Here is a 25,729-nt window from a genome sequence, read left to right as displayed (position 1 = left end):
CTCGTTCCACAGCTGACTCAATATTGTCCCGGTCAACCTATGAACTGCTTGAGCATAAAACATGCCGCAAATTTCGCCGTGCAGCTCATCGGCAAATCAATGATTTAGCGGATTTGCATATAAATGGCTTCATGCAATCTGCAAGAAAGGGCCGTTCAAGCCCTGCAATTTGCATACAACCCCGAGCGGATTTGCATTGGTGGTGGGCGACGGTAAGAATGCGCCTTTCAATCCAGTATCTGCTGACTTTACTCACACGCAAGGAGGCATCATGGGTTCATCGACCTGTATCACTACCGTCGGGCTGATTGTGGCCGGATTGTCCGGCGCGGCCCATGCCGCCAAGCTCGAAACGGTCGCGCCGTTTCCCAAAGCCGAGAGCGGATTTACCCGCCAGGTCATTCATGTAGCGCCGCAGCCCCAGGAAGAAAACTTCCAGGTTGAGGTGCTGGCCGGCAAGACCCTGACCGTAGACTGCAATCGCCAACGCCTGGGCGGTATCCTTGAAGAAAAGAATCTTGAAGGCTGGGGTTACCCCTTTTACCGCCTGGAAAAAGTCATCGGCCCGATGAGCACGATGATGGCCTGTCCCGACGGCAAGAGTAAAAAGGAGTTCGTGCCGGTGGTCGGGGACGGCTTCATGCTTCGCTACAACAGCAAATTGCCGATCGTGCTCTACGTGCCCAAGGACGTCGAAGTCCGCTATCGGATCTGGTCGGCGTCGAGCAAGGTAGAGAAAGCCGTTCAGGAATAATCGCGTTGCCCCTCCTCATGCTGAGGCGCCGCTCAACGCGGCGCGCTCGGCAACGTGCCGCAGACTGTCGAAATTGATATTGGCGCCAGAGTCGATCGCCACCAGCGTTTGACCACGCGCACCGGTCCGAGCGACGTACTTCTTGATGCCGGCCACCGCCAAAGCGCCGGAAGGTTCGGTGATCGAGCGGGTATCGTCGTAGATATTCTTGATCGCGGCGCACAGCTCGTCGTTGCTCACAGTCAATACCTCATCAACGCAAAACCGACACACTTCGAATCCATAAGCGCCGATCTGTGCGACCGCCACGCCATCGGCGAATGTTCCTACGTTGGGCAATACAACCCGCTCGCCAGCCTGTAACGCGGCGTACAGACAAGCCGAATGTTCTGACTCGACGCCGATGATGCGCACTTCAGGTCGCAGGTATTTGACGTACGCCGCGATGCCGGCGATCAATCCTCCGCCACCCACCGGGACGAAGATCGCGTCCAGCGGGCCTTGATGTTGGCGAAGGATCTCCATGGCGACGGTGCCCTGCCCCGCGATCACATCCGGGTCGTCGAAAGGCGAGACGAAGGTGCGACCGGTTTGCTCGGCCAGGTTCAGCGCAAATTCGAGAGCGAACGGAAAACTCTCTCCGTGCAGCACCGCCTCAGCCCCCCGACTGCGCACCCCGAGCACCTTCAGTTCTGGCGTCGTGCAGGGCATGACGATGGTCGCGGCGATCCCCAGCTCACGCGCCGCCAGTGCCACGCCTTGGGCGTGATTGCCCGCTGAAGCGGTGATCACGCCGCGAGCCTTTTGCTCATCGCTCAGTTGCACCAGTTTGTTGTAAGCGCCGCGGATCTTGAATGAAAAGGTCGGTTGCAAGTCTTCGCGCTTGAGCAGGACCTGATTACCAAAGGCCTCGGACAGCGCTGGCGCGGGTTGCAAGGGTGTGCGCACGGCCAGTTCATACACCGGCGCGGCGAGGATCTTTTTCACGTAGTGCTCAAGCAAAGCCTGCTGGGCGGGGGTGCTGCTCATGGTCGTCTCCTGACATTGATCAAAGCCCGGGAGACAGAAAGTAAAAACCCGCCTCTAGGGCGGGTTGGGTGCTGCAGTCGTGAGCTAGCCCGCCAAATAAGGAATGGCGGTAATAATGCTTGGCTGGCAGCGCAATACGGTGGAAGTCATGGCTGGAAATTAGCCGGGCATCGAGGGCAAGTCAATGGCCAATTTTCTGCGGCCTCTGTAGGCTGGCGACACTGCTCATCGCCCAAGGAAGGAAACCATGAAGTCTGTCGCCCTGCCCCTCATTGCCCTGATCGCCTTTGCCGGTTACACCGTTTCCGTGATGCTCCAGGCGGAACAGTCGTTGATCGATTTCGGCATCAGCCTGATGTCGCGCCCGGATACTGCGCAGGTGGTGATTGATCTTTATCTGTTGGCGATTCTGGCCGGGGTCTGGATGTACCAGGATGCGCGCAAGCGTGGGCAGTCGGGGTTGTCGGTGATTCCGTATTTGTTGATCACCGCGGTTTTCGTGTCTGTCGGGCCGTTGTTGTACCTCGTGGTTCGGGGGCTTAAGAACCGCAGGAATTGCGTCGATGCGAGCCAGCAAGCCTGATTCGGAAGTTGTTTTGATGCTGCTAAAGCAATCGCGGGCAAGCCCGCTCCCACAGGTTATCGGTGTTCTTACAGACGACACCTGACCTGTGGGAGCGGGCTTGCCCGCGATTGCGGCCTGACTGCCAACACCGTCATTTCGCCAACCGCCTGAGCCCAAGCACCATCGCCCCCGCTCCAACCATCATCGCCGTCAGAAACAACGGATACGACACCCACCACGGCGTGTCCCCGGTCATCATGCTGAACTCGGACATGCCGCCAATGCTCGCAATCAGGTTCAGCGGCAAAAACACCACGTTAATTAATGTCAGTTTGCGCAGCAGGTTGTTCATGCTGTTGTTCATCAGGTTACCCCGGGCATCGATCAGCCCGGAGAACACCGTGGAATAGATTTCCGCCTGTTTGTAGCACTGGTTGTTTTCGATGATCAGGTCGTCGATCAGGCCGATGGCTTCGGCGCTGAAGTGTTCCTTGGCCGCGTGATTGCGCAGCCGCGTCAGCACCGCGCCGTTGCTGTGAATCGCGTTGATGTAATAGATCAGGCTTTCGCTGAGGTTGAACATCTGGATCAGGTGCTGGTTCTGCATCGAGGCGTTGAATTTCTGTTGCAACTCCCGGGCAACCAGCTTGATCACCTTCAGATGACCCAAATAGTGATGGATGTTGTTGAACAGCAGATCGAGCAGCACATCCAGAGGCGTATTCAACCGCTGCCGGGTGCCGAGCCCGTGCAGCGGCGCATCGTCGGTGGCAATCACCAGCAATCGCTGCGCTGAAAACAACAGGCCACAGGACGACACTTCAAAGGCCAGGCTGCCGGCGCCGGAGTAATTCTCCGGGCGCTTCCAGATCAGGAACAGGTTGTCGGGGTGAAACTCGATGCGCGACACCTCGTCAGGGTCCAGGGCCGAGGCCAGCGCGTGCTCATCGAGCTTGAAATGGCTGTGCAACAGATCCCGTTCGGCGGCATCGGGATTGCTGAACAACATCACCTCAGCGTCTAGTCGCTCGACCGATTGCAAGGCGCCGCCGACCAGTTGAAAGCTTCTGATCATCGGCCGATCACCAGGCCTGGCCGCGACGCTTCAGTTCCAGCCGACGGACGAACTCCTCCAGCACCAGCGAGTACAGATCGTCCTGCAGGTACGCGTCTTCGATTCCGGCGTCCATGTTCGGGTTGTCGTTGACTTCGATCACCACCACCTTGTCGCCGGACTGCTTGAGGTCGACGCCGTAAAGGCCGTCGCCGATCAGGTTGGCGGTTTTCACGGCCAGGTCGACCACGGCTCGCGGAGCTTCGTGGACAGCCAGGGTACGGCACTCGCCGTTGATGTCCTGGCCCTTGGCCTTGTGGTTGTAGATTTGCCAATGGCCCTTGGACATGAAGTATTGGCAGGCGAAGATCGGTTTGCGGTTGAGCACGCCGATGCGCCAGTCGTATTCGGTGTAGAAGAATTCCTGGGCCAGCAACAGCACCGAGTGTTCGAACAGCTCGGCGGTGGCTTCGAGCAAGGCTTGCTGGCTTTCGACCTTGATCACGCCCCTGGAGAAGCAGCCATCCGGGATCTTCAGCACCAAGGGAAAACCCAGGCGTTCGCCGACCCGCTCGAAATCTTCCGGTCGATCCTTGTAGAGGATTTCGGTGACCGGCATGCCCAGTTGATGACTCTTGAGCAGATCGGTCAGGTAGACCTTGTTGGTGCAGCGCAGGATCGACGTCGGGTCGTCCATCACCACCAGTCCCTCGCTCTCGGCTTTTTTCGCGAAGCGATAGGTGTGGTTGTCGACGCTGGTGGTCTCGCGGATCAGCAAGCCGTCGTATTCGGCGATGCGCGCGTAGTCTTTGCGCTCGATCAACTCCACATCGATGCCCAAGGTCTTGCCCACGCGTACGAAATTATCCAGCGCCTTCGCGTTGGAGGGCGGCAAGGCTTCCTGCGGGTCATGCAGGATGGCCAGGTCATAACGGGCCAGCCGCCGTGAACGCGGCACACGCCAGATCTTGCGACTGAAACTGTCCAGGGAGTTGGCGAATTGATCTTCCTGATCTTCGCGTAACTTATGCAAGGCGCCCGACTTTATCCCTTCGATGTGCCAGCCATTCGTTCGGCGAAACTCAACTAACAATATCGGACACGGAAATACTTCAAACAACTGCCGCGCCAGATCCTGCAACGGCTCGATATTGGTTTTGCCAAAGTACAACGTCAGGGTAAAGCCTTCGGTATCGCTGTAAAGATGGTTACTGAGGGCTTTTTCCAAGGGTTTATCCAGGTCGTCCAGCGCCAGGCCGTACAGGGATTTTTTGGTCAACTCACTGATGGTCCGCACCGAAGGAATGACCTTGTGCCCCCGCGCTTCGGCCAGCAACGAGCAGTAATAACCGTGGCCCAGATACTTGTAGCTGCGGCACAGGTTGATCACCTGGACCCGTTTGCCCTGTTCGTTGTCCCGCGTCTGCTCGAGGTATTCCTGGGCGCTGACAATATCCTCGCTGGGAAAATACGAGGCCCAGTCTTCCTTGCGTTCGACGATGATAATCAACTGACTGGAAGTTCTGCCTGCGTCATTTAAATAAGTTGCTGCCGGCAAAGTTTGCTCGGATACTTCGCGCCAATGACCTTGTACCGCTGACATAGTGATTGATCCGTTGGAGAACAAGACCTTTCCTATTAAGCACGAACTTTTTCGAAAGTCCCGTTTCGTTACGCAACTTTTACGGCGGTCATATGAATACTGTCTTTCGCTTGGCGGTAGTTGAAGACTTACCCGCACTGCTGGAACTCGAACAGCAATGTTTCACCACGGATCGGCTCAACGGTCGCAGCTTTCTGTGGATGATCACCCGGGCGCATGGCCAGTTACTGGTGGCCCAGCGTGGCGAGCAATTGGTCGGCTACGCGGTGGTGCTGTTTCACCGCGGCACTTCGCTGGCGCGGCTGTATTCGATTGCCATCGCGACCGGGGCGCGCGGCAGTGGACTGGGCAAGCAGTTGCTCGAACGCATCGAATCCTGCGCCCTAGAACATGATTGCGCCTACTTGCGGCTTGAAGTGCGGATCGACAACCCCGCGGCGATTGCCTTGTATGAGCGCAACGGTTACCGGCGTTTCGCGCTGATCCATGACTATTACCAGGATCATGCCGATGCGCTGCGCCTGGAAAAACGCATTCTTGAGCACCGCGATTCGCGCAACATCAAGGTGCCCTGGTACCGGCAAACCACCGATTTCACCTGTGGACCGGCTTGCCTGCTGATGGCCATGGGGGCGCTGCAAGGTGATCGATGGCTGGAACGTCGCGAGGAACTGCAAATCTGGCGCGAGGCGACGACGGTGTTCATGACCTCAGGTCATGGCGGCTGCAGCCCTCAAGGCCTGGCGTTGGCGGGGTGGCGACGGGGTTTTCGGGTGCGGCTGCAACTGAGCATGGCCGGACCGTTGTTTCTCGATGGCGTACGCGATGAGCATAAAAAAGACGTAATGCGTTTGGTGCACGACGAATTCACCACACAGTTGGAAGAAACTGATGTGGAGCGAGTGATAGGTGGTCCGCTGGACCTTCCTCGGTTACTGAACGATGGCGGTCAACCGCTGGTGCTGATCAGCAGCTATCGGCTGACCCGCTCCAAAGCGCCGCATTGGGTGATCGTCACCGATTGCGATGACGAATTCGTCTACCTGCACGACCCGGATGTGGACCACAGCCAGCATCGTCAACCGATGGATTGCCAGCATTTGCCGGTCAGCCATGGGGAGTTCGAGAAGATGTGCAGTTTTGGCCGGGGCAAGCTTCGGGCGGCGGTTATCCTGCATGACCGGTGACGCCACCTATCCATTGTGGGAGCGAGCCTGCTCGCGATTGCGGTTTCACATCCGACACTGTCGGTGACTGATACACCGCTATCGCGAGCAGGCTCGCTCCCACAGGGGAAGTGGTGGTTTCAGGAACCAGTTACTTCAGTCCGATTTTGTACAGCCCGCCGTCGTATTCGTCGGTCAGCACATACAAGTAGCCATCCGGCCCCTGCCGAACATCGCGAATGCGCTTGTTGAGCTCACCGAGCAAGCGTTCTTCGTGAACCACTTTGTCCCCATCAAACTGCAAGCGAATCAACTCCTGGCTCACCAGCGCACCGATGAACACGTTGTGCTGCCAGGCCTTGAAGCGATCAGCGTCATAAAACGCCATGCCGCTGATGCCCGGCGACTTTTCCCAGACATGGTGCGGCGTCACAGTGCCTTCGGCGGCCTTGCCCTTGGCTTCCGGGATCGGTTGGCCGGAGTAGTTGATGCCGTGGGTTGCCAGTGGCCAGCCGTAGTTCTTGCCGCGCTCGATGATGTTGATTTCATCGCCGCCCCTCGGGCCATGCTCATTTTCCCAGAGGACGCCGGTCCACGGATTGAGCGCCGCGCCTTGCGGATTGCGTTGGCCATAGGACCAGATTTCCGGACGCACCCCGGCCTGGCCGACAAAGGGATTGTCGTCCGGCACCTTGCCGTCGGGATAAATCCGCACGACCTTGCCTTGCAGCTTGTCGAGGTCCTGGGCGGTCGGCCGATCGTTGTTTTCACCCAAGGTAATGAACAGATAGCCGTCGCGGTCGAACACCAATCGCGAGCCGAAGTGATTGCCGACTGACAGCTTGGGCGCCTGGCGGAAAATCACTTTGAAATCCTTGAGGGTTTTCAAATCTTCGGACAATTGTCCCCGACCAACCGCGGTGCCGGCCTTGTCGCCCGCGCCGCCACCTTCGGCGTAGGACAGATACACCGTGCGGTCCTGTTTGAAGTCAGGCGACAACACCACGTCCAGCAAGCCGCCCTGCCCCTTGGCCCAGACCTCGGGCACGCCATCGATCGGTGCTGAAAGCTTGCCGTCGTAACCGACCACCCGCAGGTTGCCGGGTCGTTCGGTGACCAGCATGCCCTTGCGATCAGGCAGGAACGCCAGGGCCCATGGATGTTCAAGTCCTTTGGCGACTTGCGTGACCTCAAGAGTGCCCTGTTCGCTTTTCATTTCTTGGGACGGCGCCGCAAGAACGGGGGGCGTGGCGGTGATCAGTACGCTGGCGCAGAAGGTGGCCAAGAGGGTTTTACGCAACATGCACGATTCCTTTTGTCGTTCGAATGGCTGGCAAGAACGCTGTCCTGCCGTTCAACGGTTGCTGGTGTCTGCGTCTCGATGAGGCGGATTGTGAATGAATTTGGGAGGGCTGGCGGGCGCCGTTCGGTTCTGGGGATAGCGATTGCCGATGCCGCCGTTATCCAGCGTGGGTGGTCGCGGCACTGGCACGGTGTTCGGCCCACGAATGACCGGGGCATTCGGTTGCGTGCCTTGCATGCTATTGGGATTGGCCCGGCGGATCGGGCTGTTGTAAGGGTTGTTATTGCCGGCGCCCGTCGGACTTTGGGCCAGCAGTAAAGTGGAAGACGGTACTTCGACGTCGGCCTGGGCCAGCTGACTCAACAGGCCACTGAATGCCAGTGCGGTGCAGGCGAGCACGAATCGGTTCATGGAAGGTCTCCGGGCGTCGACGTAGATAGGATCTTCGATAGCACGCTACGCCCGGGGTTCGGATTTGTTAACTAAAACCTCTTTCACAAGATGTAACACCAGTTGACGGCCCAGCAGGACCGGGCCGCAGCCCGCTGAAACTTTTGCGCCGCGCTGCGGGTCACCTGAACACATCACTTGCGAGTAGACGACCATGGCACGGGCAATCTGGAAAGGCGCAATCAGTTTCGGGCTGGTGCATATCCCTGTGGCGCTGGTCTCGGCGACGTCTTCGCAAGGGGTGGATTTCGACTGGCTCGACAGCCGCAGCATGGAGCCGGTGGGTTACAAGCGCGTCAACAAGGTCACGGGCAAGGAAGTCACCAAGGAAAATATCGTCAAAGGTGTGCAGTACGAAAAGGGCCGTTATGTGGTCCTCAGCGAGGAAGAGATCAAGTCGGCGCACCCGTTATCCACGCAGACCATCGACATCTTTTCCTTTGTCGACGCCGAACAGATCCCCCTGCAAAACATCGACACGCCCTACTACCTGGCGCCGGATAAACGCGGCGGCAAGGTGTATGCGCTGTTACGCGAGACCCTGAGCAAGACCAATAAGGTCGCCCTCGCCCACGTTGTTCTGCATACCCGTCAGCACCTGGCGGCGTTGATGCCGCTGGAATCGGCGATGGTGTTGGTGATGCTGCGTTGGCCCGCTGAAGTGCGCAGTCTGGATACGCTGGAGTTGGGCACTGAAGTGACCAAGCCCGAACTGGCCAAGGGCGAGCTCGACATGGCCAAGCGTCTGGTGCAAGACATGAGCGCGGACTGGAAACCTGAGGATTACCGCGACAGTTTTGAAGACAAGATCATGGCGCTGGTCGAGAAGAAGGCGAATGAAGGGAAGATTGAGGATGTCGAGACGGCGACAGGTGAAGAGGAACGCAAGACGGCGGATGTTATCGATTTGACCGAGTTGCTTAAACGCAGTTTGGGGGGCAAGGCTGGCGGGAAGACGGTTGCGAAACCGAAGGCTGCGGAGAAACCGGCAGCAGCGAAAAAAACCACGAAGCGGTCGAGTGGTTGATCGTACGGAGTGTCTGAGCGTTTTTCGGAGAATCTACCGGCCCCATCGCCAGCAGGCTAGCTCCCACAGTTGGAATGCATTTCATTGTGGTAGCCAGCCTGCTGGCGATGGCGTAATAAGCGGCGACGCAGAGTTCAGATCAGTACAAAGAATGCCAGCAACCCACCAAAAATCGCCCACTTCTCAAGGTAGTAAAGTTTGCGATTACTCTTCTTCAGCGCCTTGCCCCGCAGGCGAATCTTGTAAATCTTGGCGAACAGACGGTTGATGCCACCAGTCTTGTCCCCCGCATCATTCGGCGCGCCCGCCGCCGACATCACGTTACGGCTGAACCAGCCGTTGAACGCAGCCGCCCAGCGATACTTCATCGGCCGCTCGACGTCGCAGAACAGAATGATGCGGTTCTGCTGGGTGGTGTTTTCGGCGTAATGAATGAAAGTCTCGTCAAACATCACCGCTTCACCGTCGCGCCAGTGGTAGTTCTCACCGTCGACGTTGATGTAGCAACCGGCATCGTTCGGCGTCTCCAGGCCCAGGTGATAACGGTAAGAGCCGGCGTAGGGATCGCGGTGGCGGACCAGTTTGGACCCCGGCGGCAACTCGGCGAACATCGCGGCTTTGATCGACCCGATGCTTTGCACCAGCTCGGTGGTACGTGGGCAGAGTTTCGTCGCCGAAGGATGGCTGTCGCCATACCACTTCAAGTAGAAACGCTTCCAGCCGGTCTTGAAGAATGAGTTGAAACCGACGTCGTCGTATTGGTTCGAACGCTTGATCTCCCCGGCCCTGAGCAGGTTCTGGCCTTCGGCGCGTATTTCTTCCCAATGCTCCTGCAACGGGCTCAGGTCCGGGAAATCGGCCGGATTGAGGTAAGGCTTGTTGGGGATTTTCGAGAACAGATAAAGGAAGCAATTGATCGGCGCGAGAAACGACGAGTGATCGCTCAGTTGGCGACCCAGCTTGTGGCGCACCCGACCGCGCAGATGGACATAGGCAATGGATACTACATAGATAGCGGCAATGATCAGTTTCACAGAAATCGTCACACGTCAGAGGTGAACAAACTGCTTCCCCGGCCAACCTAGCGGCACAGGGGACTTGTGCAGCGTCTGAATACGAAACAGCGGTCCCGGTGGCACGTCCTTGAGCCTGCGCCGACGGTCGGCGTCTGGTGGAAAGTGGCATTTTAGTCTCATTTTGTAACCAATAGTTAACCTTCAAATGTGAAAATCTGTCCGCTGGTGCCGCCAAAGCGTCCGTGCGGCCTCAACGCCCTATCGTTTAAAGAGCCAGACCAGTACAATCGCCGCCAAACATTACGCGCCCCCCTTGGTTGATGACGGGAATGAACCCCGTCTCAGCGCACTTCGACTCGGGCCAAGCGCTCCAACTGCTGCTGTCCACTTATTGCCAGATGGACCTTCCGCTTCTGACCGGGATGCATTTCCCGTGGTTTGAAAACCGGAAACGGGTACTGAATCGGTACTGCCGCAACCCTAGCTACTCTGAATGCTTCGCAGGAAAAACCTTTGATCTCTACAGCTAACATCACGATGCAGTTCGGCGCCAAGCCGCTATTCGAAAACGTTTCGGTCAAGTTCGGCGCGGGCAACCGCTATGGCCTGATCGGCGCCAACGGTTGCGGCAAGTCGACTTTCATGAAAATCCTCGGCGGTGACCTCGAGCCGTCCGGCGGCCAGGTCATGCTCGAGCCGAACGTGCGTCTGGGTAAATTGCGCCAGGACCAGTTCGCCTACGAAGAATTCACCGTCATCGACACCGTGATCATGGGTCACGAAGAGCTGTGGAAGGTTAAAGCCGAGCGCGACCGCATCTACTCGCTGCCGGAAATGACCGAAGAAGACGGCATGGCTGTGGCCGAGCTGGAAACCGAATTCGCCGAAATGGACGGCTACACCGCCGAATCCCGTGCCGGTGAATTGCTGCTGGGTCTGGGTATCGGCATCGAACAGCACTTCGGCCCGATGAGCGAGGTTTCCCCAGGCTGGAAACTGCGTGTATTGCTGGCACAGGCGCTGTTCTCCGATCCTGAAGTGCTGTTGCTCGACGAACCGACCAACCACCTGGACATCAACACCATCCGCTGGCTGGAAAACATTCTGACCCAGCGCTCCAGCCTGATGATCATCATCTCTCACGACCGTCACTTCCTGAACAGCGTGTGCACCCACATGGCTGACCTGGACTACGGCGAGCTGCGCCTGTTCCCGGGCAACTACGACGAGTACATGACTGTGGCGACCCAGTCCCGCGAGCAGCTGCTGTCGGACAACGCCAAGAAGAAAGCGCAGATTTCCGAGTTGCAATCGTTCGTCAGCCGCTTCTCGGCCAACGCCTCGAAAGCCAAGCAGGCCACTTCCCGCGCCAAGGCGATCGACAAGATCCAGCTGGCCGAGGTCAAGCCTTCGAGCCGTGTGAGCCCGTTCATCCGTTTCGAACAAACCAAGAAGCTACACCGTCAGGCGGTCATCGTCGAGCGCATGGCCAAAGGCTTCGACGGCAAGCCGCTGTTCAAGGACTTCAGCTTCCAGGTTGAAGCTGGCGAACGTGTGGCGATCATCGGCCCGAACGGTATCGGTAAAACCACCCTGCTGCGCACCCTGGTCAACGAACTGACCCCGGATGCCGGTACTGTGAAGTGGACCGACGCTGCGGAACTGGGCTACTACGCTCAGGATCACGCACACGACTTCGAAGACGACTGCAACCTGTTCGACTGGATGGGCCAATGGACCCAGGGTGGCGAGCAAATCGTTCGCGGCACCCTCGGCCGGATGCTGTTCTCCAACGACGAGATCCTCAAGTCGGTCAAGGTCATCTCCGGTGGTGAGCAAGGTCGCATGCTGTTCGGCAAGCTGATCCTGCAAAAGCCGAACGTGCTGATCATGGACGAACCGACCAACCACTTGGACATGGAATCCATCGAAGCGCTGAACCTGGCGCTGGAGAACTACCCGGGCACGCTGATCTTCGTCAGCCACGACCGTGAGTTCGTATCGTCGTTGGCCACCCGCATTATCGAACTCAGCCCTAGCGGCGTGATCGACTTCAGCGGCACTTATGATGACTACCTGCGTAGCCAGGGCGTTGTGTTCTAAGCGTTCGCTATAAATGAAAAGCCCTGTCCTTGTGACGGGGCTTTTTGCGTTTCAGGGCCCAAAAATCCGTTGGTGCTGAAACCTTCGCGAGCAAACCCGCTCCCACATTTTGAATGCGCTCCCCCTGTGGGAGCGGGCTTGCTCGCGAAGAGGCCCTCAATGGCACCGCAAAATTCGAGGCCCGATATAGTTAGCCTGCTTCCTTTTATTCCCTACCCAAGCCATGATGCAGCTCTCCCACCGCCGCCCGCGAACGAGCCGCCATGTCTGTGCAGCAACTGCCACCGCAAAGCTCAATGGCGATCACCCTGCAGATCGTCTCCATCGTTTTCTATACCTTTATTGCCTTCCTCTGCATCGGCTTGCCGATTGCGGTGTTGCCGGGTTATGTCCATGAGCAACTGGGTTTCAGCGCAATCGTTGCGGGGCTGACCATCGGTTCCCAATACCTGGCCACCCTGCTCAGCCGCCCGATGGCCGGGCGCATGTCGGACACCATTGGTACCAAACGGGCGATTGTCTACGGCTTGTCGGGGATCGTGTTGAGCGGCGTGTTGACGTTAATTTCAACACTGCTGCAAAGCTTTCCGCTGCCGAGCCTGTTGATCCTGATCGCCGGCCGCTTGTTGCTTGGCATCGCCCAGGGCTTGATTGGCGTGGGCACGATCAGTTGGTGCATGGGCCAGGTCGGTGCGGAGCACACCGCACGCTCGATTTCATGGAACGGCATTGCGTCTTACGGCGCCATTGCGATTGGTGCGCCGCTGGGCGTGGTGATGGTCGCCGAGTACGGCTTTGCCAGCCTTGGGATCGCGCTGTCGCTACTGGCCTTGGCCGCGCTGGTGCTGATCCGCAACAAACCTTCGGTGCCGGTGATTCGCGGCGAGCGCCTGCCGTTCTGGGCGGTGTTCGGGCGCATTGCGCCGTTTGGTGCGAGCCTGAGCCTCGCCTCCATCGGTTACGGCACCCTGACGACCTTTATCACTTTGTATTACGTCAGTCGTGGCTGGACCGGCGCGGCCTACTGCCTGACGGTCTTCGGCATCTGCTTTATTTTGTCGCGGTTGCTGTTTATCTCCGCGATCAGCCGCTTCGGCGGTTTCACCTCGGCGATTGCCTGCATGAGCATTGAAACCGTGGGCCTGGTGCTGCTGTGGCTCGCGCCCTCGACCGCTTATACGCTGATCGGCGCGGGGCTGGCCGGGTTCGGTCTGTCGCTGGTGTATCCGGCGCTGGGGGTCGAGGCGATCAAGCAGGTGCCCAACTCCAGTCGCGGCGCGGGCTTGAGTGCTTATGCGGTGTTTTTCGATCTGGCACTGGCGATTGCCGGACCGTTGATGGGCGCTGTCGCGTTGAACCTGGGGTATTCGTGGATTTTCTTCAATGCGGCGCTGTTGTCGGTGACCGGACTCGGACTGACCTTGCTACTCAAACGCCGCGCAATGGCCTGACACCTGTGCTCCCACAGGAGTTCGGGGAAAATCACTGATCGGCGGTCTGCATCCCGGCCCGGGTAGGTTTGCCCAGCGCATGGGAGAAAAACCGCCCGGCTTCGGACACCATGTTGCGATGGATGTCCTCGCGGTCAACGCCGTCGGCATCGGTGCACAGCGCCGGCATGGCGGCGATTTGCTCTTCATTGCAGGGCGCCATGAACACGAAGTGCCCTGCCCCGGCCAGCAGTTTGAAGTCCGGCGCGATCGGCAGTTTGCGCGCCAGGGCGGCGGCGTTTTTGTCGAATGCCACCAGTTTGTCGCCATCGCCGCTGTAGAGCAGCACCGGCACATGCACGTCAGCCAAGGTGTGGCGGCCGAACTTCAGGCTCAGCGGCGCCATCAGCAGCAACGCATGCACGCGGGGATCCGCCACGGGTTGCAAGTCGTCGCGGTCGACAATCAGTTCGCCTTGGGTGTTGCAGGCATCATGGTCGTCAGGGCGTTCCTGGCAATAGCGGCGCAGACGATCCAGATCAGGCGTCGCGCCGGACAGGATCAGCGCCGTCTCACCTCCCGCCGAATAACCGATCACGCCGACCTGATCGGCATTGACGAACGGCGCGAGCATCCGGTCGCCCAAGGTCGCGGTAATGGCTTCGGAAATCTGGATGGGCCGGCCGTAAAGGTTACTCAACGTACCGAGGCGGCTGTGGTCTTTGGAGTTGTCACCGGGATGGATCACCGCCACCACCACAAACCCTTTGCGCGCCAGCGAGGTGGCAAGGTCGTGCAATGCCAGCGGGGTTCCGGTGTTGCCGTGAGACAGCATCAACATCGGGAAGCGACCCATGGCAACGCGGGTGTCTTCGCCGGCTTCGACCGTGTAACCCTCGATTTTGCTGGTGTGCTCCCGATCGCTGGAGGGATAGAACGCAATGGCGCGCATCGGCTGCAAATCCAGCGGGTCGAGAAAACTCATTTCATGAAAGCCGACGCTCCAGTGAGGATGCGGCGCAGGCGCGGCGTGCACTGAATTCAGGCTGCTGAGCAGACAAATCAGAAACGTTGCACAAAGACGCACCATGGGATGCCCCACCTTATTACTGGACCTGAGTCGGTAACCCTGGACTGCATAACCCGGGCCACAACCTGTAATAGCCAGAAACAAAAAACTCTGTATCTGGCACTTGCGTGATCAGAATACAGAGTTTTTTGGGTGGTGCCTGAGCTGTTTGAGCGCTTTACGCAAGTCTTACGCAGCGGCGAACAGTTGCTCGCTGATTTGCGTGTGAGCGTCGCTCATGGCTTTGGTGCGCACTTCGTCACCGTAGGCCAGGCCGTGGGCGCGAACGAACTCAATGTCGGTGATGCCGATGAAGCCGAACAGCACCTTCAAGTACTCTTCGTGGGCAACGCCAGTCGCCTGACCGGCATGCAGACCGCCGGACGTCGAGACGATCACGACTTTCTTGCCACCGCACAGGCCTTCAGGACCGGCTTCCGTATAACGGAAGGTCTGACCGGCAACGGCAATGCGGTCGATCCAGGCCTTGAGTTGGGTCGGGATGGTGAAGTTGTACATCGGTGCTGCAATGACAACGGCGTCGGCAGCGAGGAATTCGGCCAGGGTGGTGGCGCTGAGTTCGGCTTCGTGCTGTTGCGCGGCGTTGCGCAGTTCAGCGGTGGTGCCGGCGGCAACCAGGGTGGTGGCGGAGAAATGGCTGATGGCATCAGCGGCCAGGTCGCGGTAGGTCACCACGGCGGATGGCTCGGCGGCTTGCCAGGCTTTGACGACTTCGCTGCTCAGCAGACGGGAAGCCGAGTTGTCACCAAGAATGCTCGAATCGATATGCAACAGTTTCATAAGGGATCTCCAGGTGGGGATCGCCACCGGGCGATCTGATGGGGAGGATCCTACAGATGAAACCAATAGCTGATTAGCCCGCAACAATGCGATAGTTCGTCCCACTGATAGAACAATCGGATGTCCAGTCATGCAAGACCTCAATGATCTCTACTATTTCGCCAAGGTGGTCGAAGCCGGCGGCTTCGCAGCGGCCGGGCGTTTGCTGGGGATTCCCAAGTCCCGGCTGTCGCGACGCATTGCCGAGCTGGAAGAACGCCTCGGCGCACGCCTGCTGCAACGCACCACCCGCCAGCTCAAGTTGACGGCGGTGGGCGAGCGCTACTTGCGGCACTGTCAGGCGATGCTGCTGGAAGCCGAGATGGCCGATGAGGCCGTGGCCAGCATGTCCAGCGAACCCCGGGGGCGTTTGCGGGTGTCCTGCCCCGTCGGCCTGGCCCACGAAATGCTGCCGACGGTGATCAGCAGATTCCTGGAAAAACACCCCCAGGTGCAGCTGGAAGTCATGCTGCTCAATCGCCGGGTCGATCTGGTGACCGAGGGCGTCGATGTCGCGCTGCGCGTCCGTGAGTTGGGCGATGAGGATCCGTTACTGGTGACTCGTCGCTTACGCCAGGCTCAGATGGCGATGGTCGCCAGCCCGGCCTTCCTGCACGGCCGTGAGATCAACCACCCCGAAGACCTGAAAACCTTGCCGGTGCTCGGCGCGCTGGAAGCCGACCGCATGGTGCACATCCGCATGCTCGATCAACAGGGCAAAAGCTATGACTTGAGCCTGGAAGCGCGATTGGGCATCGACGATTTCATCGTGCGCAAGGCCTGCACGCTCGCCGGCCAGGGTTTCACCATGCTGCCGATGATGTATTGCGAACAGGAACTGGAAAATGGTTCGCTGGTGCAGTTGCTGCCCGACTGGTCATTGCCTGGCGGCTGGCTGCAAGCGGTCTACCCTCATAGGCGCGGCGTGATGCCGGCCGTGCGGGCCTGGATCGACCATCTGATCGAATCATTCAATGCCTGCGGGGACCGATTGATATGAAGGCTGGACGCATGAGCGAAGAGGACGTCGCGCAATTCTGTCTCGCGCTGCCCGGCGCGCGGGAAGACTACAAATGGGGAGGCGTTCGGGTGTTTTCGATTGCCGGGAATAAGATGTTCGCCTTGCAGAACCTGCGCGGCGATTCCCTGGCGTTCAAGGTCGACAAGGACCTGTTCCTCGGGCATTGCGACCGTCCGGGCATCCACCCGGCGCCGTATCTGGCGCGGGCGCAATGGATCATCATGCAAACGCCCTACCCGCTGGGTGCCGAGGAACTGCAGGAATTGTTGAAACGTTCGCACCAACTGGTGGTGAGCAAGCTGCCCAAGCGTACCCAGGTCAGCCTGCTGCTTTAGTGTTCTTTCTTTTAGAACAATGCAAACAGATGGGCGCCAAGAAACAGCTGATCGATCCAGAACACCTGGTGCATGAGCACAATCAGCCAGAACACCAGCTGGTACGAAACCTTGCGGGTCTTGTGCCGAAACACCTGCTGAGCCAGCAAGGCACCCGGCCAACCGCCCGCCAGTTCCACCGCGTGCAACACGTTTTCCGGGGTCCGCCAGCTGTCGGCGCGCGCCTTGCGCTTGTCGCTCCAGTACAGAAAGAACGCCAGCACGCTGACGATGCCATAGGCCGCCAGGGGAATCAGCGAAACCCCGTGCAGCCACAGCGACACCGAGCCCGTCAGCGGCAGCGCGCACAGGACCGCCAACACCAGCAGTTTCAGCCGTGGATGCTGGAACCACTCGCCCCCGGACCGGCGTCCGGGGTTGTTGCGCGCGCTGGCGTCACTCATGGATTGACCGCGGTCCAGTCGACCCAGCCAAACTGCCAAGTAGCCAGGATCACCAGGCCGAACGCGATGCGATACCAGGCGAATGCCGCGTAGCTGTGACTGCCGATGAAGACCAGCAAGGCCCTGACGGCAATCATCGCGAAGATGAACGCCGTGACGAAGCCGAGCGCAAATACCGGGAAGTCAGACGGCACGAACAGATCGCGGTACTTGTAGCCTGAATACACCGCTGCCGCGACCATGGTCGGCATCGCCAGGAAGAACGAGAACTCCGTGGCAGTCTTGCGCGACAACCCGAACAGCAGACCGCCAATGATGGTCGAGCCGGACCGCGAAGTCCCGGGAATCATGGCCAGGCATTGGGCAAAGCCGACTTTCAGGGCATCTTTCCAGGTGATTTCGTCGACGGTGTGGGCGTGCACTTCGTGCTGGCGCCGTTCAGCCCAGAGCATGACGATACCGCCCACGACCAATGCCGTGGCCACCGTGATCGGGTTAAACAGGTAGTGGTGAATCAAATCGGAAAAAATCACCCCCAGCACCACGGCCGGCATGAAGGCGATCAGCAGGTTCGCGGTAAAGCGTCGAGCGCTCGGCTGAGTGCGCAAGCCGGTGACCACATCGAAGATCTTGCGGCGAAACTCCCACACCACGGCCAGGATCGCCCCCAGCTGGATAATGATGTTGAAAGCGATGGCGCGCTCGCCACCGAAGTTGAGCAGGTCAGCCACAATGATCTGGTGACCGGTACTCGAAATCGGCAAAAACTCCGTCAGCCCCTCTACAACCCCGAGAATCAATGCCTGAAAGGCGGTCCAAAGATCCATCAATCCCCCAAAGGCGATGCGCCAAGGCATGCCCCGTTAGTTTTTTAATCGTTCACTGCGCCAAGCGTAGCCGAAGTCCCGCGCACAAAGGATCCAGACGAAACCGTAAAAATTCCGTGAAAAATCAACTTGGATTCAGGTTTTTCCGCGCGGGGCCGAAATCCTATCAGACAAGCCTCGATAACGCTGCCGCGTAATGAGACTTGGGTCGCATATGCCCGACCGGCAAAGCGTGGTTGGATGCTGGCAATCGTTTATTACAAGAAAAAGAAATCGGAGTGACAGCGTTATGAACAGCTTGCGCAGTGTGTCGATCAGCCGACGCTTGTGGCTCATCTTGATCGTGTCGGTGGTGATGTTATTAACCTTGGGCGTGTTGATGCTCAAGCAGATCCATGACGACCTGTATCAGGCCAAGGCCCAGAAAACCCAGCACGTGGTGCAGACCGCCAGCGGCATTCTGACTTACTACCATGGCCTGGAAACCGCCGGCACGCTCACCCGCGATGCCGCGCAGAAACAGGCACTGACCGCCGTGCGCGGGCTGCGTTATGACCAGAACGACTATTTCTGGATCAACGATCTGACGCCGGTGATGGTGATGCACCCGGCCAACCCCAAACTCGATGGCCAGAACCTCTCGGCGATCCGCGACCCCGACGGGTTTGCACTGTTCAACGAAATGGTCGCCGTGGCCAAGGCCAAGGGCGCCGGCACGGTCAACTACCGCTGGCCTAAACCGGGTGCCAGCGATCCGGTTGAAAAAACCTCTTACGTCAAACTGTTCGAGCCGTGGGGTTGGGTAATTGGCTCCGGCGTGTATATCGATGACATGCAGGCGGAGTTCCATGCCCAGGTCTGGAAGGCTTCTTTCGTCGGCCTGGTGATTGCGCTGATCATGGCGTTGCTGGTGATCATGATTGCTCGCAGCATCGTACGTCCGCTTCAGGCCACGGTGAACGCCATGGCCAATATTGCCAGCGGTGAAAGCGACCTGACCCGCAGCCTCGACACCCATGGCCAGGATGAAGTCACTCAGTTGGCCCGGCACTTCAATGCCTTCACCGCCAAACTGCGAGGGGTGATCAGCGAGCTGCAAGTGTCCGCCAGTGCCCTGGGCCAGTCCTCCAGCGAATTGGGCAACGACGCCGCACAGGCTCAGCAGCGCAGCCAGCAACAGTCCCAGCAAATGGAACTTGTGGCGACTGCGATCAATGAAGTGACTTACGGCGTGCAGGACGTGGCCAAGAATGCCGAACATGCGGCCAGCGAAATGCGCGATGCCGAATCCCAGGCGCAGCAGGGCCAGATCAACATTGATGGCAGCTTGCAGCAGATCGACAAACTGTCCGGCACCATTGATCAAGCGGTTGAAGTGATTCGTACCCTGGCGGCTGAAAGTACCCAGATAGGCAGCGTGCTGGAGGTGATCCGCTCCATTGCCGAGCAAACCAACCTGCTGGCCCTCAACGCAGCCATCGAAGCCGCCCGGGCCGGTGAACAAGGTCGAGGCTTTGCTGTGGTGGCCGATGAAGTGCGCCTGTTGGCCCAGCGTACGCAGAAGTCCACGGCGGAGATCCAGTCGATGATCGAACGCCTGCAAACTCACTCCGAAGCGGCGGTCAAAGTGATCGGCGACAGCAGCCGGGCGTCGCAATTGACCATCGAACAGGCCGGTCTGGCAGGCGCCAGCCTGAATGCAATCGGCCAGGCGTTGCGCAACCTCAACGGACTGAACGCCTCGATCGCCAGCGCGACCCTGCAGCAAGCCCATGTGGTGGAAGACATCAATCAGAACGTCACCCAGGCGGCAGGCTTGTCCCACAGCACTGCGCTGGCAGCCGAGCAATCGAGTGTGGCCAGCGTTCGGCTCAAGGACTTGAGCGAGCAGGTGAACAGCCTTCTCAAACAGTTCCGCGTGTAAAAGCAAACACAGAACCCTGTGGCGAGGGGATTTATCCCCGTTCGGCGACGAAGTCGTCGTGAAATCAGACAACTCGGTAAACCAGATAGACCGTGCGTTTAGGTTTTACGACTGCTTCGCAGCCGAACGGGGATAAATCCCCTCGCCACAGGACGCTGCTCGACAGCGGCTATGGGTTGGTTCTACTTCGCGACGTCTGTCGGTACAATCCGCCCCCCTCTTTCGTTTTCACCAAGGAACCTCCATGTCCGGGCTTGAACTGTTTGCCGCCTCCCTCGGCGTGATTGCCGTCTGGTTGACGGTCAAACAGAACCCCTGGTGCTGGCCGATCGGTCTGGTCATGGTGCTGCTTTATAGCTGGATCTTTTTTGAAGTGAAGCTGTATTCGGACATGCTCCTGCAAGTGATCTACGCCGCGCTGCAGATTTACGGCTGGTGGCAATGGACCCGCGCGGGTGAGGCGAATACCGGTCGGCAGGTCAGCCGGCTCGATGGAAAGTCGATCGCAACGAGCCTTGCAGCCGGCGCCATCGGCAGTCTGTTGCTGGGTGCCGCCATGGCGCACTGGACTGATGCCGCGCAGCCATGGCTCGACGCTGCACTGACCGGCTTTAGCCTGGTGGCACAGTTATGGATGGCGCAAAAACGCGTGCAGTGCTGGCCGTTGTGGGTCGCCCTTGATGTGATTTTCGTCGGGCTGTTCCTTTATAAAGGCATGTACCTGACTGCTGCCCTCTATGCGTTGTTCCTGTTGCTTGCCGTACAAGGCTGGCGTGAATGGCGCGCTGACCCGGCCTTGCACGCATGAAAGTGTTGGTACTCACTGGCCCGGAATCGAGCGGCAAGAGCTGGCTTTCGGGCGAGATACACGCCAACTTTGGCGGCATATTGGTCGAAGAGTACGTTCGGCACTTTATCGAAAGCGAAGCTCGAGAAACCCGCTACGATGACATTACATCGATAGCTCATGGCCAGCTTACGTGGGAGGACGAAGCACGAGCCCGGCAACCGTCACTGCTGATTCTCGATACGCATCTACTCAGCAATATCCTTTGGAGCCGCACATTGTTTGGCGCTTGCCCGGCATGGATCGAGCACGCATTGCTGGCGCGGCACTACGACCTGCATTTACTGCTAAGCCCTGAAACCGTGGCCTGGCATGACGACGGGCAGCGTTGCCAACCGCAATTGGCAGAACGCCAAACGTTTTTCCAGGCCAGCCGCGAATGGCTTGACCTGCACCGCCAGCCTTGCCAGGTCTTGCAAGGGGACTGGCAACAGCGCAAGGACGCGGCATTCGAAGCTGTGACGCGCTTGCTCAAGGCCTGACCTGGGTGCCCCACCCCGCCGAAACTGTCCATCCCTGAAACACCCATTCCTGCGCAAACCCGCGATCTAAAGCGGCTCGAGCGTTCCCGCAAGAAAATGTTAAGCCAGTGATACAACCTTCGTTCAATGCCCCCAGCGAGCACCGCCGCCCGCATGGACCGCGTTTTTGCGCGGCTCTGTCTCGTTGGTGTTACACAATTTTTTTGACCACCCCGACAATTTAAGTCAACCGACTGTTTTTCAAGGAAAAACAGAAAGCGGCACACCTTCTGCTCTCTACCTCGCAACGCTGATAAGGGCCAGCGTTCCAATTACAGAAGGAATTGCCGCCGTGGGGAAATTTGATAGAAGCATCTATGGCCTACTGTTGATCGGATGCGCACTGGGAACCGGTGTCTCGCTGCCCGCACAGGCTGACAACGGCCTCATTACCATCACCCGTGATGTGCAGACGCGCAACGCAACGATTCCTCCGCTAATCCCCGATCCCAACCCCACGACCGTCAATGCCAACCCGTCCAGACAAATCCTCCAGCAAACGAACGAGTTGAGCGACGGCGACTTTGCCAACGTCGCCAGTGGTGCAGGCATCAACCGCCTGGTCACTCAAAACACCAACAACCTGGGCGGCAATATCAGCAACCAGACCCAACTTTCCAACCTCCCTGCCGGACGTTCGGGAAATTCGGGCAATGGTATTGCCAACATGGTCAATTCCAACATCCAGCAAGGCCTGGGTGCTCTGAAAATCATAACGGGAGACCGTTAAGATGAATCGTACGCTGCTGATGATCGCCATGTTTTGCAGTGCATCGACCTTTGCCCAATCTCCCGTCATCAACAACGCCGACATCAACGGTTCGGGCTCGCAATACCAGGGCAACCTCGCGGTCAACCAGGCGGCCGGCGACCTGCAGCAACAGGCTAACGCCCGGGCTTTCGCCAATGGCCATGGCGCCAGCGCGACCACGGAGATTCGCCAGCGGTTGCGCACCATTGTCGACCCCAGGATGGATGCCCACTCCAGCATTCAAGGCGACTCCTTCAGCCATGGCAATGGTGTGCTGGGCGTCAACCAGAGCGCGGGCGCCAGCACCCAGCAAGCCAATGCGCTGCGGATCAGCATCAGTACACAGCCGCAAAGTATCGACGACAGCGTCCTCAGGCAACAGAACGTGACGCTGCTCGACAACTCCGATCCGACTGACTCTGCACCAGGCCATCGCCAAGTCACTACCAGTGACCAGGCTTTCACCGGTAGCCGTGGGGTGATCCAGTTGAATCAGAGCGCCGGGGTGGGAAACCGCATGGCCAACACCCTCAGCGTACGGGTCGTGGATTGACCCAAAAAGGTAGGAAACAACACTTAACCTAAAATAAGTACGGAGAATCACCATGAAACCTTCGATGGCACTAAAGCCTCTGGTTTTCGCAATTGCTGCGGTCATGGCTGTTGCTGTACAAGCTGGGCAAAACGATCGGCGTGGCAACCATCACAACGGTGGCAACAACACCCCTCCTCCAAAAATGGTCCCTATCAGTGCGACTGCCACTGCTAACGACAGACAGAGCAGCACCAACAACCGCATCTGGAATGAAGGGGTAGAAAACTCGGCCGAGATGAGCAGTTCGGCCGCAGGCGCAAGCGGCAACGTCGGCGTCAACGTGGCGGCAGGTAACGGCAACCAGCAAGACAACGCCGCCGCCATCGCCAACGCAGCCTCCGACAACGCCGCGATCGATAACAGCTTCGTGTTCGGCACTGCCACCGCCACCGCCAACGTGAGGCAAACCAGCAACCGTAACGTCGTCAACAACTTCGGCGTAACCAACTCTGCCGTGATGAGTGGATCCGCCGACGGCAGCAGCGGTAATGTGGGTGTCAACATTGCTGGCGGCGATCTGAACCAGCAGAAAAACACCATGGCAATTGCTAATACCAATGCGCCACTGGGTAACGCAAGAGCCACCGCCTCCGCCAACCAAGACGGTCCTGGCCTGATTGTGAACAACACCGCCGACCGGACCTATCGCGTCGATACCATTACGGTTACCAAAACCGCTAGCGGTAGTGCCTCTCGCGAGAAGTCCTTCGAGGCCAGCGGCAGTCAAAGCGCTTCTTCGAGCTGGGCTAAGGCCGGTTCCAGGAGCTCTGATGCCAGCGGTTCTTTGAGCATTGATGTAAGCGGCTCCAACAGCAGCAGTGCAAGCGGTTCCAACAGCAGCAGTGCAAGCGGTTCCAACAGCGTTGCTGCAAGCGGTTCCAACAGCAGCAGTGCAAGCGGTTCCAATAGCAGCAGTGCAAGCGGTTCATCGAGCGCTTCTTTGGATGCTTCCCTGGGCGCTACCTTGGACGCTGCGGCGGCGTCTTCCAGCTCCACTACCTTCAACAATGGTTTTGGCGATCGCACCCGCAGCAGAGAGTCCGACGCATCGCTTAACGCTTCGCTTGACGCAACGCTGAACGTGTCGGTAGACAAATCGTTCGACAAATCGCGCGAATCCTCGTTCGACAGAACTCGCGATTCCTCGTTCGACAAGTCCTACGACTCCTCGTACGAAAAATCCCGTGAATCCGCGTACGACAAATCGCGCGAATCGGAGTTCGCGAAAGCGTTCGATGCTTCGTTCGAGAAATCGTCCTCGTCCTCGTACGATAAATCGGGCAGCAAGTCGTCCGAATCTGAGTACGCAAAAGCGAAAAGCTGGAGTGAAAGCAGCTCGTATGATTTGAGTAACACCTACTCTTATCAAGTGCTGACTCCAACTGGCTGGGCCAACCCTGTGACCAACACTGCAACCCTGAGCGGTTCGGTGAATGGCGGCAGTGGCAACCTGGGCGTTAACGTGGCGGCTGGTGTGGGCAACCAACAAAGCAACTCGTTGGCCATTTCCAACCAATCGTTCTAAATGCTGTCTCTGGAGGCCCCCTTACGGGGGCCTCTTTCAACACCATCAGGGGGCGTCCCACCATGCGCATAATCGCCTTGGCAATTTTGCTTTGCGTGGCCACCGTGATCGAGGCCGCACAAATGCCGCTGTCCATCCTGCCGGGCGGCGCCGTTGTGTACAAGCCGATCCAGAGCGTACGCGAGCGTAAATTTGCCGACCTGGTGCAACAGAAAACCGACTTCAGTTGCGGCGCAGCGGCGTTGGCGACCATCTTGCGCCAAGCCTATTGGCTCGACGTGGATGAAGAACAGATCATCGAAGGCATGCTGGCTCACTCCGATCAAGACCTTGTCCGCGTCCAGGGCTTCTCCATGCTCGACATGAAGCGTTACGTGGAAAGTATCGGCATGCGGGCCCGCGGCTATCGGGTAGCGCCGGAAACCTTGAGCGACATCAGAATTCCGGTCGTAGTCCTCATGGATATCCGTGGCTACAAACACTTTGTGGTCATGCAAAGAGTCCATCAGGGCTGGGTCTACATCGGAGATCCGGTACTCGGCCATAAACGTTACAAAGTCGAGGATTTCATCAAAGGCTGGAACGGCATCATCTTTGCCGTCATTGGCCAGGGCTACGACAAAAACAACGCGCTGCTCGACCCGCCCATGCCATTGACCGCCAGGAACCGCATCAACGCCTTCAGCCCGGTGCAGGACGCAGAGTTGATGGATTTTGGATTTATCCAAAGCGACTTCTTCTAATAACAAGCGAGCATGACGCTCCGGGAGCATCCAATGAAGACTCCATTCTGGCTGGCCGTGGTTTGCCTGGCCGCCAGCCTGCCGACACAGGCACAGACTTTCAAACCCATTGAACTCAAAGATCAGGAACTGGCGACGCTGCGAGGCCGCTATGTCATGCCGGGGCGGATCATCAGTTTCGGCATTGCCATGACCAGCACTTGGCAAAATGCCAACGGTGAAGTGATCGGCGCAACTTCCACGATGCAAATTCAACAATCAACCATCAAGCCACAGTTCTATGTGTCGATGATCGACGAAAAAGGTAATGGCTCCGCGCGCTCGCAAAGTACCGGCACCGGCGCCGTCACGGGCGGCAGCGGCCTCAACACCACCGAAGGTGTCACCCAGGTCGTGCGGGCTGCCGGCGACAACAATACGGCCTACAACAACGTTGATATCAACGTCACCAAGGCCAACCAGGCGCCAACAACGCAACAGCATGGCCAGGCACTCGCCGCAGGCTCGACGTTGGTCGGCGCCAATGGCGCGGGCTCAATGAGCGTTTCCTCGACCGGTACGGGTGTGCAATTCAACATCGTGGCCAACAACAACCAGGGCAGTACCGTACAACGCCTGGCCCAGGGTGGACTGATGCAGAACACGACTTTGCTCGGCAGCAGCAACCAGGTCCGTAACCTCACGTCCTTCAATGTGGTGCTGCGTGACAACGTGCCATCAGCCGGATCGGTGAGCGGCAATCTGGACCAGCTCAAAGGCCTTCGCACTCTCGGATTCTGATCTACGCT

General features: G+C 58.5%; 25 protein-coding genes and 1 pseudogene. 16 read left to right on the top strand and 10 right to left on the bottom strand.

Features of this window, described 5'->3' with window-relative positions:
- Positions 1-271 precede the first annotated feature (271 nt).
- Positions 272-754 carry a serine protease inhibitor ecotin gene (gene eco, locus ACA053_RS13985; RefSeq protein WP_497395979.1) on the top strand — a complete coding sequence of 161 codons (483 nt, stop codon included), beginning with the start codon at positions 272-274 and terminating at the stop codon, positions 752-754.
- 33 nt (positions 755-787) lie between these two features.
- Here the strand turns inward: eco and ilvA are convergent.
- Positions 788-1,783: pseudogene (gene ilvA / locus ACA053_RS13980) on the bottom strand (threonine ammonia-lyase, biosynthetic); the annotation flags it as partial.
- A 247-nt stretch (positions 1,784-2,030) separates the two neighbouring features.
- Between ilvA and ACA053_RS13975 the strand changes: the two are divergent.
- Positions 2,031-2,366 carry a DUF2834 domain-containing protein gene (locus ACA053_RS13975; protein ID WP_497395977.1) on the top strand — a complete coding sequence of 112 codons (336 nt, stop codon included), beginning with the start codon at positions 2,031-2,033 and terminating at the stop codon, positions 2,364-2,366.
- A gap of 133 nt (positions 2,367-2,499) precedes the next feature.
- Here the strand turns inward: ACA053_RS13975 and ACA053_RS13970 are convergent, their stop codons facing one another.
- Together ACA053_RS13970 and ACA053_RS13965 are read right to left on the bottom strand one after the other, a co-directional pair.
- Entirely contained in the window at positions 2,500-3,423 is a 924-nt protein-coding gene (locus ACA053_RS13970; protein WP_497317935.1) for a magnesium transporter CorA family protein, read from the bottom strand.
- A gap of 7 nt (positions 3,424-3,430) precedes the next feature.
- Positions 3,431-5,005 (bottom strand): RimK family ATP-grasp domain-containing protein, encoded by a 1,575-nt coding sequence (locus ACA053_RS13965; protein ID WP_497317933.1) that lies wholly within the window; start codon positions 5,003-5,005, stop codon positions 3,431-3,433.
- A 92-nt stretch (positions 5,006-5,097) separates the two neighbouring features.
- Here ACA053_RS13965 and ACA053_RS13960 point away from each other — a divergent pair, with 92 nt between their 5' ends.
- Positions 5,098-6,192, top strand: a complete 1,095-nt coding sequence (locus ACA053_RS13960) for a peptidase C39 family protein (protein ID WP_497395975.1) — start codon at positions 5,098-5,100, stop codon at positions 6,190-6,192.
- 130 nt (positions 6,193-6,322) lie between these two features.
- On the opposite strand, the gene ACA053_RS13955 is transcribed toward ACA053_RS13960, so the two are convergent.
- The gene (locus ACA053_RS13955; RefSeq protein WP_497395973.1) at positions 6,323-7,474 is read right to left on the bottom strand and encodes a PQQ-dependent sugar dehydrogenase; all 1,152 of its coding nucleotides are present in this window, start codon (positions 7,472-7,474) and stop codon (positions 6,323-6,325) included.
- Positions 7,475-7,525: 51 nt separating this feature from the next.
- Entirely contained in the window at positions 7,526-7,885 is a 360-nt protein-coding gene (locus ACA053_RS13950) for a hypothetical protein (protein ID WP_497395971.1), read from the bottom strand.
- A 193-nt stretch (positions 7,886-8,078) separates the two neighbouring features.
- Between ACA053_RS13950 and ku the strand changes: the two genes are divergently transcribed.
- Positions 8,079-8,951 carry a non-homologous end joining protein Ku gene (ku, locus tag ACA053_RS13945; protein ID WP_497317925.1) on the top strand — a complete coding sequence of 291 codons (873 nt, stop codon included), beginning with the start codon at positions 8,079-8,081 and terminating at the stop codon, positions 8,949-8,951.
- A 134-nt stretch (positions 8,952-9,085) separates the two neighbouring features.
- Here ku and lpxO read toward each other — a convergent pair whose 3' ends face one another.
- Positions 9,086-9,985, bottom strand: a complete 900-nt coding sequence (gene lpxO, locus ACA053_RS13940; protein WP_109630942.1) for a lipid A hydroxylase LpxO — start codon at positions 9,983-9,985, stop codon at positions 9,086-9,088.
- Between the two features lie 495 nt (positions 9,986-10,480).
- Here lpxO and ACA053_RS13935 point away from each other — a divergent pair, with 495 nt between their 5' ends.
- Together ACA053_RS13935 and ACA053_RS13930 are read left to right on the top strand one after the other, a co-directional pair.
- A complete protein-coding gene (locus ACA053_RS13935) occupies positions 10,481-12,070 on the top strand; it encodes an ABC-F family ATPase (RefSeq protein WP_010460520.1) in 1,590 nt (529 codons plus the stop codon).
- A gap of 263 nt (positions 12,071-12,333) precedes the next feature.
- Positions 12,334-13,521: an MFS transporter gene (locus ACA053_RS13930; RefSeq protein WP_497395969.1), complete on the top strand. Its 1,188-nt coding sequence runs from the start codon at positions 12,334-12,336 to the stop codon at positions 13,519-13,521.
- A gap of 31 nt (positions 13,522-13,552) precedes the next feature.
- Here ACA053_RS13930 and ACA053_RS13925 read toward each other — a convergent pair whose 3' ends face one another.
- Positions 13,553-14,590, bottom strand: coding sequence for an alpha/beta hydrolase family protein (locus tag ACA053_RS13925; protein WP_010460523.1), 1,038 nt, complete (start codon positions 14,588-14,590; stop codon positions 13,553-13,555).
- 168 nt (positions 14,591-14,758) lie between these two features.
- Complete coding sequence (locus ACA053_RS13920) at positions 14,759-15,370, bottom strand: FMN-dependent NADH-azoreductase (RefSeq protein WP_497317918.1); 612 nt, start codon at positions 15,368-15,370, stop codon at positions 14,759-14,761.
- 130 nt (positions 15,371-15,500) lie between these two features.
- On the opposite strand from ACA053_RS13920, the gene ACA053_RS13915 reads away from it, so the two are divergent.
- Positions 15,501-16,409 carry a LysR substrate-binding domain-containing protein gene (locus ACA053_RS13915; protein WP_109630931.1) on the top strand — a complete coding sequence of 303 codons (909 nt, stop codon included), beginning with the start codon at positions 15,501-15,503 and terminating at the stop codon, positions 16,407-16,409.
- Positions 16,406-16,765 carry an MmcQ/YjbR family DNA-binding protein gene (locus ACA053_RS13910; protein WP_109630928.1) on the top strand — a complete coding sequence of 120 codons (360 nt, stop codon included), beginning with the start codon at positions 16,406-16,408 and terminating at the stop codon, positions 16,763-16,765. Before ACA053_RS13915 ends, ACA053_RS13910 begins: the two co-directional genes overlap by 4 nt.
- 11 nt (positions 16,766-16,776) lie before the next feature.
- Here the strand turns inward: ACA053_RS13910 and ACA053_RS13905 are convergent, their stop codons facing one another.
- Both ACA053_RS13905 and ACA053_RS13900 read right to left on the bottom strand, forming a co-directional pair.
- The gene (locus tag ACA053_RS13905; RefSeq protein ID WP_497317914.1) at positions 16,777-17,208 is read right to left on the bottom strand and encodes a DUF1294 domain-containing protein; all 432 of its coding nucleotides are present in this window, start codon (positions 17,206-17,208) and stop codon (positions 16,777-16,779) included.
- The gene (locus ACA053_RS13900) at positions 17,205-18,035 is read right to left on the bottom strand and encodes an undecaprenyl-diphosphate phosphatase (RefSeq protein WP_109636040.1); all 831 of its coding nucleotides are present in this window, start codon (positions 18,033-18,035) and stop codon (positions 17,205-17,207) included. The genes ACA053_RS13905 and ACA053_RS13900 overlap by 4 nt, the downstream gene beginning before the upstream one ends.
- Positions 18,036-18,324: 289 nt before the next feature.
- Here ACA053_RS13900 and ACA053_RS13895 point away from each other — a divergent pair, with 289 nt between their 5' ends.
- The 8 genes from ACA053_RS13895 (at position 18,325) to fapE (ending at position 25,721) form a co-directional block, all read left to right on the top strand.
- Positions 18,325-19,959 (top strand): methyl-accepting chemotaxis protein, encoded by a 1,635-nt coding sequence (locus ACA053_RS13895; protein WP_497317912.1) that lies wholly within the window; start codon positions 18,325-18,327, stop codon positions 19,957-19,959.
- A gap of 244 nt (positions 19,960-20,203) precedes the next feature.
- Positions 20,204-20,767 carry a nicotinamide riboside transporter PnuC gene (gene pnuC, locus ACA053_RS13890; RefSeq protein ID WP_497317909.1) on the top strand — a complete coding sequence of 188 codons (564 nt, stop codon included), beginning with the start codon at positions 20,204-20,206 and terminating at the stop codon, positions 20,765-20,767.
- The gene (locus ACA053_RS13885) at positions 20,764-21,288 is read left to right on the top strand and encodes an AAA family ATPase (protein WP_109630916.1); all 525 of its coding nucleotides are present in this window, start codon (positions 20,764-20,766) and stop codon (positions 21,286-21,288) included. Before pnuC ends, ACA053_RS13885 begins: the two co-directional genes overlap by 4 nt.
- A gap of 331 nt (positions 21,289-21,619) precedes the next feature.
- Entirely contained in the window at positions 21,620-22,057 is a 438-nt protein-coding gene (gene fapA, locus ACA053_RS13880) for a functional amyloid chaperone FapA (RefSeq protein WP_497318236.1), read from the top strand.
- A gap of 1 nt (position 22,058) precedes the next feature.
- Entirely contained in the window at positions 22,059-22,631 is a 573-nt protein-coding gene (gene fapB / locus ACA053_RS13875) for a fibril amyloid subunit FapB (protein WP_497395967.1), read from the top strand.
- Between the two features lie 52 nt (positions 22,632-22,683).
- Positions 22,684-24,198 (top strand): amyloid-like fimbrin subunit FapC, encoded by a 1,515-nt coding sequence (gene fapC / locus ACA053_RS13870; RefSeq protein ID WP_497395965.1) that lies wholly within the window; start codon positions 22,684-22,686, stop codon positions 24,196-24,198.
- 62 nt (positions 24,199-24,260) lie between these two features.
- Positions 24,261-24,941, top strand: coding sequence for a fibril amyloid maturation endopeptidase FapD (fapD, locus tag ACA053_RS13865; protein ID WP_497395963.1), 681 nt, complete (start codon positions 24,261-24,263; stop codon positions 24,939-24,941).
- A 33-nt stretch (positions 24,942-24,974) separates the two neighbouring features.
- A complete protein-coding gene (fapE, locus tag ACA053_RS13860; RefSeq protein ID WP_497395961.1) occupies positions 24,975-25,721 on the top strand; it encodes a fibril amyloid subunit FapE in 747 nt (248 codons plus the stop codon).
- Positions 25,722-25,729: the final 8 nt, after the last annotated feature.

Source organism: Pseudomonas sp. LBUM1672, assembly GCF_059695655.1.
This window is presented reverse-complemented; position numbering and strand designations above follow the sequence as displayed.